The organism is Pseudomonas sp. HMSC08G10, from assembly GCF_001808425.1.
GTDB classification, from domain to species: Bacteria; Pseudomonadota; Gammaproteobacteria; order Pseudomonadales; family Pseudomonadaceae; genus Aquipseudomonas; species Aquipseudomonas guariconensis.
Genome location: NZ_KV793294.1, coordinates 65,380 through 77,901 on the forward strand (window position 1 = coordinate 65,380; position 12,522 = coordinate 77,901).

At 62.9% G+C, this 12,522-nt stretch carries 11 protein-coding genes; 1 reads left to right on the forward strand and 10 read right to left on the reverse strand.

What is annotated here, in order from left to right; translation table 11 throughout:
• Positions 1–246: 246 nt before the first annotated feature.
• The 7 genes from HMPREF3173_RS04505 to pilM form a co-directional block, all read right to left on the reverse strand.
• Positions 247–1,884, reverse strand: a complete 1,638-nt coding sequence (locus tag HMPREF3173_RS04505) for an AAA family ATPase (protein WP_070571710.1) — start codon at positions 1,882–1,884, stop codon at positions 247–249.
• Between the two features lie 15 nt (positions 1,885–1,899).
• Positions 1,900–2,997 carry a 3-dehydroquinate synthase gene (aroB, locus tag HMPREF3173_RS04510; protein ID WP_043208583.1) on the reverse strand — a complete coding sequence of 366 codons (1,098 nt, stop codon included), beginning with the start codon at positions 2,995–2,997 and terminating at the stop codon, positions 1,900–1,902.
• Between the two features lie 97 nt (positions 2,998–3,094).
• Positions 3,095–3,613, reverse strand: coding sequence for a shikimate kinase AroK (gene aroK, locus HMPREF3173_RS04515; RefSeq protein ID WP_043208585.1), 519 nt, complete (start codon positions 3,611–3,613; stop codon positions 3,095–3,097).
• Between the two features lie 4 nt (positions 3,614–3,617).
• The gene (locus HMPREF3173_RS04520; RefSeq protein WP_070571814.1) at positions 3,618–4,865 is read right to left on the reverse strand and encodes a type IV pilus secretin PilQ; all 1,248 of its coding nucleotides are present in this window, start codon (positions 4,863–4,865) and stop codon (positions 3,618–3,620) included.
• A complete protein-coding gene (locus HMPREF3173_RS04525; RefSeq protein ID WP_070571815.1) occupies positions 4,810–5,826 on the reverse strand; it encodes a pilus assembly protein PilP in 1,017 nt (338 codons plus the stop codon). Before HMPREF3173_RS04525 ends, HMPREF3173_RS04520 begins: the two co-directional genes overlap by 56 nt.
• A complete protein-coding gene (locus HMPREF3173_RS04530) occupies positions 5,823–6,359 on the reverse strand; it encodes a PilN domain-containing protein (RefSeq protein WP_070571711.1) in 537 nt (178 codons plus the stop codon). Before HMPREF3173_RS04530 ends, HMPREF3173_RS04525 begins: the two co-directional genes overlap by 4 nt.
• Positions 6,359–7,264 (reverse strand): type IV pilus biogenesis protein PilM, encoded by a 906-nt coding sequence (pilM, locus tag HMPREF3173_RS04535; protein WP_070571712.1) that lies wholly within the window; start codon positions 7,262–7,264, stop codon positions 6,359–6,361. The genes HMPREF3173_RS04530 and pilM overlap by 1 nt, the downstream gene beginning before the upstream one ends.
• A gap of 163 nt (positions 7,265–7,427) precedes the next feature.
• Here pilM and HMPREF3173_RS04540 point away from each other — a divergent pair, with 163 nt between their 5' ends.
• A complete protein-coding gene (locus tag HMPREF3173_RS04540) occupies positions 7,428–9,878 on the forward strand; it encodes a penicillin-binding protein 1A (RefSeq protein WP_371906661.1) in 2,451 nt (816 codons plus the stop codon).
• A 148-nt stretch (positions 9,879–10,026) separates the two neighbouring features.
• On the opposite strand, the gene HMPREF3173_RS04545 is transcribed toward HMPREF3173_RS04540, so the two are convergent.
• The 3 genes from HMPREF3173_RS04545 to rpmE form a co-directional block, all read right to left on the reverse strand.
• Positions 10,027–11,295 (reverse strand): malic enzyme-like NAD(P)-binding protein, encoded by a 1,269-nt coding sequence (locus tag HMPREF3173_RS04545; protein WP_043208592.1) that lies wholly within the window; start codon positions 11,293–11,295, stop codon positions 10,027–10,029.
• Between the two features lie 180 nt (positions 11,296–11,475).
• On the reverse strand, positions 11,476–12,297 hold the full coding sequence (locus HMPREF3173_RS04550; protein WP_070571714.1) for a thermonuclease family protein: 822 nt from the start codon (positions 12,295–12,297) through the stop codon (positions 11,476–11,478).
• A gap of 2 nt (positions 12,298–12,299) precedes the next feature.
• Positions 12,300–12,515, reverse strand: coding sequence for a 50S ribosomal protein L31 (rpmE, locus tag HMPREF3173_RS04555; RefSeq protein WP_023378219.1), 216 nt, complete (start codon positions 12,513–12,515; stop codon positions 12,300–12,302).
• Positions 12,516–12,522 lie beyond the last annotated feature (7 nt).

Below are 12,522 nucleotides of genomic sequence, written 5' to 3' on the forward strand. Positions count from 1 at the left end.
TGCACAGGGACAGCAACGCCCACAAATTTTCATGACGCATCATTGAAAACTTATGTCGCATTTTTGAATGTTTTTGCGCCATTGGCCGTGGTAACGGCTTGGCTCGAGTCTGAAGCGTTTCAGCCATGACTGCAAGAAAGGGCTTGTGGCCGGCAGTCCGGGACAGAAAAGCCTGCCGCGCTCAGGCGCAGCAGGCTTATCGAAACTCAGGCAACTGGGCAGCGGGGTGGTGCCGCCCGGAAGGTGTCAGCGGGCCGTGGCCAGCTCTTGTTGGACGCTGCCGACGGTTCGTGGCCAAGGTTTACCAGCCTGGACCTTGGCTGGCAAGTTCTTGATTGCCGCAACCGCTGCATCGCGGCTGGCGAAGTTGCCGTAGGTCACCACGTACAAGGGTTTGCCCTGCAGGGTCTTCTTGAAGTAGCGATAGTCGCCACCCTGGGCCTTGACGAAGGACTGGGCCGAGGCCTCGGAGCTGGTGCCGAAGATCTGCACCACGTAGTTGCCCGGTTTCTGACCGCTGTACCAGCCGCTGTTGCCCGCGCCACCGGCGGTTGGCTTGGCGGCTGGCTTGGCAGTGGCAACCTGGGTCGGCGCCGGAGCAGGCTTGACAGGTGCAACCGGCTTGGCCGGCTGGGTTGCAACAGGCTTAGGCGCAGGCGCTACAGGCTGGGCTGGTGCGGTGGCGACATTCTGGGCCGGCGCGCTGGTAACAGGCTGAGCCGGTACCGGGGCTGGGCCTGCGGTAGCACCTTGCGGCGGCGCGATAGTCGTGACAGTCGGCGGGTTGGCAGGCTGCAGTGCGGTGTTGCCGGCCGGGCCGCCCTCCTCGCCATCCCCCATGCCGGCCGCCTGGGCCAGCGGCTCGCGCATCACCGGCTGCGACTGCCCAACCAGCGGCAGTGGCATTGGCTGGGAAGAGCCGGAGAACTCGATGGCCGGACCACCATTATTGGACTGGGCATTGGCCGGCTGGCCTTCACCCAGCGGCAACTGGGCCTGGGCGGCAGGCGCTTCGGCAGGCTTGTCACCGCCCTTCTTGGGCATCAGAACCGCCGCGGCAACCGCGACCACGACGACAGCGGACAGCGCGAGCACGTGTTTCTTAGGCATATTGAACCCCATGGATGGTCGCTTCACCGTACTGCGGCTAGCGATCATGGCTTCGATCAAGGTATCGCGGGCGACCTGGTTAATGTTGCCAGGCCAGCCGTCGGAGTTTTCATGGATGTCGACGATCTGTTCACGGGTGAACACCTCGATGCCCCGGCCTGCGCCATCCAGACGCTGCTCCAGGTACTCGCGGGTTTCCTCCTCGCTGTAGGGCGCAAGCTCGATGACATGGAATCGCTCCCCGTCGGCATCGAGCCCTTCCAGTGCGGCGATCAGTGACGGCTCACCGAACAGGAACACGTGCGGACGGCCCTCCGGAACACCCGCCGCCAGCTCCAGCAACGCTTGGAGTGCCGACTCGTCGAGTTGTTCCGCATCGTCCACCAGCAAATAGACTTCCTGCCCGGTCAGCGCCAGTTGCACGACTTGGGCGAGGATGGTCTGCACTTCGGCATTGGCGACATTGAGTGCCTGTGCCACCTGGGCCAGAACGCTGGCCGCGTCGCCCGCGCCACGGGCCGAGACCACCACGCTCTGCACCGACTGCTTGTTGGTGCTTGCCACCAGGGCCTGGCGCAGCAGGGTCTTGCCGCTGCCCACAGGGCCTGTGACCACCAGCATCAGCTGGCTATAACGCGCCAGATGATGCAGTTGGCCCAGCACCGGCTTGCGCTGGGCGGGGAAGAATTTGAAACCGGGCACACGGGGCGCGAACGGATCGTGGCTCAACTGATAGTGGTCGAGAAACGCCTCATCGGCATGCAAACTGGTCATTGCGCTGTCACAACCTCAAAGCTGGGCCACGATTGCGCGGTAATCCGCTGCCAACGTGGCCTGAAGAATCTCTTTCGGATAGTCGTCGGTCACCACGGCCTCGCCCATCTGGCGCAGCAGCACCAGGCGCAAGCGACCGTCGAGGACCTTCTTGTCGACCGCCATGTGTTCCATGAAGTGTTCAGGGGTCATCTCCTGGGGAGGCACCACCGGCAAGCCGGCCGCCTGCAGCAGACGAATGCCGCGATCTCGCGCAGCCTGGTCGATCCAGCCCAGGCGCATGGACATTTCCAGTGCCATCACGGTGCCGGCCGCTACGGCTTCGCCATGCAGCCAAACGCCATAACCCATGTGGGTCTCGATGGCATGGCCGAAGGTATGCCCGAGGTTCAGGGTGGCCCGCACGCCGGATTCGCGTTCGTCAGCCCCAACCACCGCAGCCTTGGCCGCGCAGGAGCGGCGGATGGCTTCGGTGAGCGCGACGGGCTCCAGTTCGCGCAGGTCATGGATGTGGGCTTCAAGCCAAGTCAGGAATGGCTCGTCGCAGATCAGGCCGTACTTGATGACCTCGGCCAGGCCCGCCGACAGTTCGCGTGCCGGCAGGGTCTTCAGGCTGGCGGTATCGATCAGCACGGCGTTGGGCTGATAGAACGCGCCGACCATGTTCTTGCCCAAGGGATGATTGATACCGGTCTTGCCGCCCACGGAGGAATCGACCTGGGACAACAAGGTAGTCGGTATCTGGATGAAGTCGACGCCGCGTTGGTAACAAGCAGCGGCGAAGCCGGCCATGTCACCGATGACACCACCGCCCAGGGCCACCACGGTGGTCCGGCGATCATGCCGGGCAGTGAGCAGGGCATCGAAGATCAGTTGCAAGGTCTCCCAGTTCTTGTGGGCCTCGCCATCAGGCAACACCACGGGCAACACCGCGTAGGCACCGAGGGTGCGACTCAGACGCTCGAGATACAGGGGAGCAACGGTTTCGTTCGAGACAATGGCGACCTGCCGTCCGGCAATGTGCGGCGCCAGCAGTTCAGGCTGGTCCAGCAGGCCTTCGCCAATGTAGATCGGGTAGCTGCGTTCGCCCAGGTCGACCTTTAATGTCTGCATGTATCCCCACAATGTACTAGGGCGCGGCATCGTCCAGGCGACCCCGCGCGGTAACGTTCAACCCGCCTCGGCGTTGGTCGCCGAGAATAGTCCCGGCTTACCGGGGCGGCAACTTCTGCAAGCGCTCAAGGATGTCGAGCACCACCATGCGCGGCGGCCGTTCGTCGGTTTCCACCACCAGGTCAGCGATTTCACGGTAAAGCGGGTCGCGGGTTTCCAGCAGGGCGCGCAGGGTCGCCTCCGGGTTGGCAGTGCGCAACAGTGGCCGGTTGCGATCACGCGCTGTGCGCCCGACCTGCTGCTCCACCGAGGCGTGCAGGTAGATCACCCGTCCGCCCTCACGCAGCGCCCTGCGATTGGCTTCACGCATCACCGCGCCGCCGCCGGTCGCCAGGACCACGCCATCGAGGCCACTGAGTTCGGCGATCATGGCCTGCTCACGGTCACGAAAGCCCGGCTCGCCTTCTTTGTCGAAGATCCACGGGATGTTGGCGCCGGTTCGCAGCTCGATTTCCTTGTCGGAATCCTTGAACAGCAGGCGCAGCTCTTTGGCCAATAGGCGTCCGATGGTGCTTTTACCAGCGCCCATGGGTCCCACAAGTATCAAATTTCGCACAGAATCAACGACTCACAGCAATCGCCTGGTCACTCATGATACGCGGAGTCAGGAAGACCAGCAGCTCGGATTTTTTCTCTTGTAATACATCGCGTCGAAACAGCCTGCCAACATACGGCAGATCGCCTAAAAATGGCACCTTGTCGACCACATTGTTTTGCGTGGTCGAGTAAACGCCACCGATGACGATCGTCTCGCCGTCCGCCACCCGCACCTTGGCGTTGACCTCATTCTTGCGGATGGGCGGGACGTTGTTCAGTGCATTGACGTAGTCAGGCTCGTCCTTGGTCACCCTGACAGCCATCACGACCTTGCCATCGGGCGTGATCTGCGGCGTCACCTCAAGCGATAACGATGCCTCGCGAAACGAGATGGAGGTCGCGCCACTCTTGCTGGTTTCCTGGTAAGGCACCTCGGTACCCTTGATGATCCGCGCGGTCTCCTTGTCAGCGGTGACTACCTTCGGCTGGGAGATGATCTCGCCGTTTCCGCTCTTTTCCATGGCACTGAGCTCCAAGTCCAGCAGCGTCCCGCCTCGTAGCACCCCCAACCCAATGCCGGACGTCCCGCGCTCCACACCCAGGTCCACGAACAGTTCTTTTCCCAGACGAGCGGTATCGCCTTGCAGTGGCGCGCCCCAGCGCACACCCAGGCTTTTTTCGTAATCGACGTTGGCCTCGACGATCCGCGCCTCGATCAGCACTTGTCGCACCGGCACATCCAGCTGCCCCACCAGTCGCCGCAACTCGGCGAGCCGATCGGCCGGCTGGTAGGCCACCAAGGTGTTGGTCCGTGGGTCGACACTCAGGCTACCGCGCCCGGTGAGAATGCCCTCGTCGGCGAGCGCGGCCAACAGCAACTCTGCCATGTCCGCCGCCTTGGCGTGATGGATCGGCAGCAGCTCACGCCGCATGGGTTGCAATTGTGCATCCAGCGCCTGCCCAGACCGGGCTTCACGAAACTGCTCCGCCAGCTCCGCGATTGGCGCGACCACCAGAACGTTACCCTCCTCGCGCCGGGCCAGCCCTTTGCTGCGCAGTACCAGGTCCAGCGCCTGATCCCAGGGCACGTCTTCCAGGCGCAAGGTAAGACTGCCTTGTACCGTGTCGCTGGCAACCAGGTTGATGCCGGCATGATCAGCCAGCACCTGCAGCGCCGCGCGCACTTCGATGTCCTGGAAATTCAGGGACAGCGGCTCACCTCGATAGAGCGATGCTGTCGCCACCGGGCTCGACAGCATTGCCATCACCATGCCGATCTTCAGTTTGTTCAGCGTCATCCATGACCTCGTTGTTGACCCGCTTTCCCATGGCCAGGTAGACCGACCGCTCGTGCCACACTCCCGCGACGAACACACGCTCGCGCACCTCGATCTGGTGTCGATCGATCCGTACCACGACACCCTCATTACGCCCCACACGGTCCCCAGAACGCACCCGATACAAACGTCCAGCCGACCACAGCAGAGCCTGGTGATGCCCAGCCTGCGACAGGCTGCCGACCATCTCCAACTGATCCAGGGGCACGCCAGCCAGCCCCGTCACGGCGGCCTGAGTCGACCAGGGCACGAACAGGTCCACGCGCGGAGGGCGGGCCGCCGGCCTCGCCGGCTCATGGGCCAGCGAGGCCGGTGCCGGCAGTTCTTCGCCCGGGTGATACGAAGCGACCTGCACCTGCAGGCGCAGCAGGCCTGGACGCTCGGGCAAGTCGACCAGCCGCAGGCTCGTTGCCCGCAAGAGACGAACCTGGCCGAACCATTCGTCCAGCCACATCCGCAGCGCGGCATAACGCCCCACGACCTCTACCCGCAGCGGCACCATCTGGTAGCCAGTCTCCACGCGCGCCTGCTCCACATCGAGCTGCTCGAACACCAACCCATGGGCATGTCCCGAACTGGTCAGCTCGTCGAGCAGATCACTCATGCTCACACCCGCAGACAGGCGCCAACGCGCATCGCGCAACTGCAAAGTGGCATCGTCCAGCGCCAGCCGGGCAGACTCGTGCAGGTGCAGCGCCTGCGAATTGCCCGACAGCGCCAAGATCAATGATTGCTCTTGGCCCTTGCCCAACTGATAGGTCCGATACCGCCCTTGGAGAAGCCCGAACCACCCGGCAAGCAACACCAGGGCGATCAACGTCGCCAGAATCGCGGCAATGACACCCCGCGAACGGATCCCCCACTCCCGCCAGTCGGTCATCTCGGCCCACGTCATGACCACGAAACCGGCACCTGGGCCAACAATAAGAACTCTTCCCCCGCTGGCACATTGCGAAGGCGTTTTAGCTCCAGCCCCTGCAGGACGGCAGACTGCTCGAGCGCGCGCATGAGCTGCGCCAGGACAGCGGGGGACGCCGCCAAACCAAGCACTTGCACGCGATTTTCCTGGAAGGTCAGCTCGCTCAAGCTCAATCCCTCTGGCATGGCCCGCTCAAGCTCGGCGAACACCACCAAAGGCAGCCCTTGATCGGCACGCAGGCGAGCCAGGGCTGAAAATTGCGCCTGCACGGCCTCGCGCCGCTCACGCAACCCATCGATGCGCGCGAGCTCCGCTTGCTGCTCTTGCAACAAAGCCTGGCTTTGCGCAATGGCCAATTCCTGGCTCTGCAAACGCTGACGGGCCATATGGTCGAGCAGCATCACGCCGCAGAAGGCGACCAGGACACTGGCGAGCACGGCCAGCTTGAAGCGCCGAACTGCCGCAAGGCGCTGCCGTTCGCGCCAGGGAAGCAGGTTCAACCGCAGCATCACTGCCCTCCTCCCAATGCCAGTCCGTAGGCTAGCGCCATGCCACCAGCCTCCCTGCACGACAGCGTGGAATCCATGGCCAGGCCAGCGAAAGGCCAGAGCGACTCACACGGCATCGCCAGTTGCTGCGCGAGCCCTTCCAGCCAGCCGTCTTCCGGCACATCGCACGGTGCGACGTGAAGGCATTCGACGGATGTTCCCGGCAGCGCACTGCGCAGCCAGTGCCCGATACGTTCGAGGCGTTGTGCTTGGTCCTGCTCGGGCATGAAGCGCAACTCCAGACGCTGAGGCATGAAAGGCTCCGGCCAGGTATGCACGGTGGCACAAACAGCCTCGATCCTAAGGACCGCCGCTGCGGTAAGTCGGCCGGGGGCGAGCGTGCGGGCCAAGGCCAGGCTGTCCACTTCGACCATCACCAACTGCAAGCCAGCGCTGTGGAACACCTGCTCCAACGGCTCCAACAGACAGTGGCGGCAAGCCCCCACCAGCACGGTGACCTCATCGACCGGCCCCGGCACCGCCTCGAGCGCCTGGAAATCCAGCGCGAGGTCCTGCAATGGAAACGGAAACAGGCGCTCGGCCTCGGCCAGCAACTGCGCCTCCATCTCGCTGTCGGACAACCGCGCCGGCAGCCGATGTACCTTGCAGATCACCTCAGAGCCCGGTAACGCCACTGCGGCCTGACGCTGACGAGACCCACTACGCTGCCAGGCTCGTTGCAAGGCCTTGGCCACCACATCAGGGTGTGCCGTCCAGTGCCCCGGTGGCGCCTCGAAAGGCTCCACGGCCCAGGCGCAGACTGCATGGCCGCCCTGGCGCCGTTGCAATTGAAGGATTCGAACGGAACCGGAGGCGATTTCCACCCCCAGCAGTGAACCGGCATCCCTGCCGAAACGTCCAAGCATGGTTCTTCCTTGAAAGATCGTCGCAGCGCCGCACTACAGGAGCCGACCGTCCAGGCCGGCCGGTCGCCCCGGCAAAGCGAAAAATGCTTATAATGCCCAGCGTTTTTTCCTGTCCGCCGGACCGCGTGCAATCCACTCCCAACCTGGACACCCAAAAGCCTTGATACGTCTGCTGAAGTTCTTCTGGTGGTCTTTCGTCGCAGTCATCTGCGCGCTCGTACTCGGTGTGAGCGGTGCGTTTCTGTATCTTAGCCCCAGCCTCCCCTCGGTCGAGTCCCTCAGAAGCATCCAGTTGCAGATCCCCTTGAGGGTGTACAGCAGCGACGGCAAGCTGATTGCGGAATTCGGCGAAATGCGCCGCTCGCCTATCCGTTTCGCGGATATTCCCCCACAGTTCATCCAGGCGCTTCTGTCAGCAGAGGACGACAATTTCCTCAATCACTATGGGGTCGATCCGAGCAGCCTGATGCGCGCCGCGACCCAGCTGGTGAAATCTGGCCACATCCAGACCGGCGGCAGCACGATCACCATGCAGGTGGCGAAGAACTTCTTCCTCACCAGCGAGCGCAGTTTCTCGCGCAAAACCAATGAAATCCTCCTGGCCTTGCAGATCGAACGCGAGCTGACCAAGGACGAAATCCTCGAGCTGTACGTCAACAAGATCTACCTGGGCAACCGCGCCTACGGCATCGAAGCCGCTGCACAGGTGTACTACGGCAAGTCCATCCGCGACATTAGCCTGGCCCAGATGGCCATGATCGCCGGCCTGCCCAAGGCGCCGTCTCGCTTCAACCCGCTGGCCAACCCGGTGCGCGCCAAGGAGCGCCGCGACTGGATCCTGGGCCGCATGTACAAGCTCGGCAAGATCGACCAGGCCAGCTACGAGGCCGCCCTGGCCGAGCCGCTCAATGCCAGCTATCACGTCCCGACACCCGAGGTTAACGCGCCCTACATCGCCGAAATGGCCCGCGCCGAAATGGTCGGCCGCTATGGCAGCGATGCCTACACCGAAGGCTTCCGCGTGACCACCACGGTGCCGAGCGACATGCAGGAGATGGCCAATAAGGCCGTGCTCACTGGGTTGACCGACTATGATGAGCGCCATGGCTATCGCGGCCCGGAATCGCGTTTCCCAGGCAAGACCCACGCCGCCTGGCTGCAGGAGCTGAGCAAGCAGCGCACCCTTGGGGGCCTTGAGCCTGCGATCGTCACTCAGGTCGACAAGAGCGGCCTGAAGGTGCTGACCCGCAGTGGCGAAGAGGAGCACGTAGCCTGGGACACCATGAAGTGGGCCCGGCCATTCCTCAACAGCAATGCTCAAGGTCGCTCCCCGCAATCGCCCGCCGACGTAGCCCAGGTCGGTGATCTGATCCGTGTGCAGCGACTGGAAGACGGCAAGCTCAAGTTCAGCCAGGTGCCTGGTGCCCAGAGCGCACTGGTCACCCTGGATCCTTACAACGGCGCCATCCGCGCACTGGTCGGCGGTTTCTCGTTCGAACAGAGCAATTACAACCGCGCCATGCAGGCCAAGCGCCAGCCCGGTTCGAGCTTCAAGCCCTTCGTCTACAGCGCCGCACTGGATAGCGGCTACACCGCCGCCAGCCTGGTCAACGACGCACCGATCGTGTTCGTCGACGAGTACCTGGACAAGGTCTGGCGCCCGAAGAACGACACCAACACCTTCCTCGGCCCGATCCGCATGCGCGAAGCCCTGTACAAGTCGCGCAACCTGGTCTCGATCCGACTGCTGCAATCGATGGGCGTGGGCAAGACCATCGACTACATCGCCAAGTTTGGCTTCAACAAGCAGGACCTGCCGCCGAACCTGTCTCTGGCGCTGGGGACCGCAACCCTCACGCCGATGGAAATCGCCACGGGCTGGAGCACTTTCGCCAACGGCGGCTACAAGATCAGCCCCTATCTGATCGAACGCATCGAGAGCCGCAACGGCGAAACCCTGTTCACCGCCAATCCGGCGAGGGTTCCTCAAGAGGGTCAGGACCAGGCCGGCATCGCCGCGCCGGAACAGCCGATCAGCATCCAGCCGCTGCCAGGCGAAGCACCCTCGACACTGGGCCAGGTGGCATCCGCGCCACAGGCACCGGTCGTGGCCGAGCGCATCGTCGACGGTCGTACCACCTATATTCTCACCAGCATGCTGCAGGACGTGATCAAGCGCGGCACCGGCCGCCGCGCCCTGGCCCTTGGTAGAAACGATCTGGCGGGCAAGACCGGCACCACCAACGAGTCCAAGGACGCCTGGTTCACTGGCTACAACGCCGACTACGTGACGACCGTGTGGGTTGGCTTCGACCAGCCGGAGACCCTGGGCCGGCGCGAGTATGGCGGCACCGCCGCGCTGCCGATCTGGATGAACTTCATGGGCGCGGCGCTCAAAGGCAAGCCCGAGCATGCCCCAGCCGAACCGGAAGGCATCCTCAGTCTGCGGGTCGATCCGGTCAGCGGCCGCGCCGCCACGCCAAGCACTCCGAATGCCTATTTCGAGCTCTTCAAGGCCGAGGATTCCCCGCCTTCGGTAGACGAGCTGGGCAACGGTGCGGCACCAGGCAGCCCGCTGCCGGCCGATGAAGCGGCGCCGATGGATCTGTTCTAAGCAGCACAAGCGACAAGCAAGAAGAAGGGCGCGCCGGCTCTCCCGGGCGCTCCCCTACAGACAACCTCGAACAACGTGTCGCTCGCAGCTCTAAACTCGAAGCAAAAAAAACCGGCTCATTTGAGCCGGTTCTTTTTTGCGTTCTGCATTAACCGTTGAACACGTCGTTCACGTTCTGCAGTGGGTAGTGCTTCGGATACGGCAGGGTTGCAACGCCGGACTCGATGGCAGCCTTGGCCACGGCATCGGAGACGACGGTGATCAGGCGTGGGTCCATCGGCTTCGGAATGATGTACTCACGGCCGAATTCCAGCGCCTGCACGCCGTAGGCGTCGCAGACTTCCTGCGGCACTGGCAGCTTGGCCAGGTCCTTCAGGGCGATGGCGGCGGCGATTTTCATTTCTTCGTTGATGCGCTTGGCACGTACGTCCAGAGCGCCACGGAAGATGAACGGGAAGCCCAGCACGTTGTTGACCTGGTTCGGGTAGTCGGAACGACCGGTAGCCATGATCACGTCGCTGCGGGTCTGGTGGGCCAGCTCTGGCTTGATCTCCGGATCTGGGTTCGAGCATGCGAACACGATCGGGTTCGCAGCCATGCTCTTCAGGCCTTCCGGGCTCAGCAGGTTCGGGCCGGACAGACCCACGAAGACATCGGCACCTTCCAGTGCGTCAGCCAGGGTGCGTTTGTCGGTCGCGTGCGCGAACTGGGCCTTGTACTGGTTCAGATCGTCACGGCCTGCGTGGATCACGCCGGTGCGGTCGATCATGAAGATGTTCTCGACCTTGGCACCCATGCTGACCAGCAGCTTCATGCAAGAGATGGCGGCAGCGCCAGCGCCCAGGCAGACGATCTTGGCTTCGTCGAGCTTCTTGCCGGCGATTTCCAGGGCGTTGATCATGCCGGCCGCGGTGACGATCGCGGTGCCGTGCTGGTCATCGTGGAAGACCGGAATGTCGCACTGCTCGATCAGCGTGCGCTCGATCTCGAAGCACTCAGGCGCCTTGATGTCTTCCAGGTTGATGCCACCGAAGGTGATGGAAATACGCTTGACGGTGTCGATGAAGGCTTGCGGGCTTTCGGAATCGACTTCGATGTCGAATACGTCGATGCCAGCGAAACGCTTGAACAGAACACCCTTGCCTTCCATGACCGGCTTGGACGCCAGCGGACCCAGGTCACCCAGGCCGAGGATGGCGGTACCATCGGAAATCACCGCAACCAGGTTGCCTTTGCCGGTGTACTTGTAGGCCAGCTCTGGATCACGGCCGATCTCACGCACAGGCTCGGCGACACCCGGGCTGTAGGCCAGGGCCAGGTCACGGGCGGTTGCGGTCGGCTTGGTGAGTTCGACGCTCAGTTTCCCCGGACGAGGCTGAGCGTGGTATTCGAGAGCGGCGGTTTTCAGGTCTGACATGGTGGGCATTCCGCTTGTTTACTGTTCTGACGGACCGCCGAGGATACGCAAAGAGCCGGGGGGCCACAAGACTGCCCGGTCACTTGTGTCAAGGCCTTTAGCCTACGACTTTACGCTATAACCCACGGGGGCATACACCATCAAGTGTGTACAATTTAATAGCGAAATGTCTACAACTATTTACCCTGAAATCCGTTCGAGCATGCTCGGATCGGTCAACGGCAATTCCCAGCGTCGCTGCCCAGGCTTCAGCCCACCCTTGCGGGAACGATCCAGCACCCAGCCGCGCGCCTCGACCTGGCGTCCCTTGAGGTTATCGAAGAAGCTCGAGGGGAAGTTGCGCTGCAGACGAGCGGGAATGCGAAGCACCACCGCATTGCCAAGTTCCAGCCAAACACCACCACGATTGCGCTCGATAGCCTGTACTTTGCCGCTTATGACAGCAAAGCCCGACTGCCGGACATCACCCTCTCGCAGCACTGGCGACTGCCGCCATAACCCGACCCGCGCCGCCCTGGCCACCTGCTCGGCCTGTTGCTGGCAGCGGGAAAGCTTGACGTTGGGCGCCACCGCGACGCGATAGCCCAAGCCCTCGCTGAGCAGTGTGGCTTCAAGATTGTTGCCATCCCGGCCATAGATGTGCGCCAAGGTGCGACCGTACTTGTCCTTTCCCTCTACCCCCGGCACCAGCCCGACCCGTCCGTCGCTGGCTTTGACCAACGCCTGCAAACGCTGCCTGGCGGCCTCGGCATAGGGCTCGCTGGTGCGACCTTTACGGCCGATTTCCGGTGCATTGATGCCGATCATCCGAACGCTGCGTCCATCACTCAGACGCAAGGTGTCGCCATCGACCACCTGACGTACCGCCACCTGCTGTGGCTTGTCGGGCAATGGGCAGAAGGCCAGCGCGGGAAAATGCCAGATCGCGCCCACAAAAAAAGCGCCCACAAGGGGCGCCTTTTTTTGCAGCAGCGCGAAACCCGAGGGATTCGCCATGCGCATGATTACTTCTTGGTACCGAACATACCGAAGCGATCGGCGAACTTCTGTACGCGACCACCGGTGTCCAGGACTTTCTGCTTACCAGTGTAGAACGGGTGGCACTGGGAGCACACGTCGATCGCCAGCGGCTTGGCCAGGGTCGAACGGGTTTCGAATTTGTTGCCGCAGCTGCAGGTGACTGCAACTACTTCGTAGTTCGGATGAATATCTGCTTTCATGGTCACT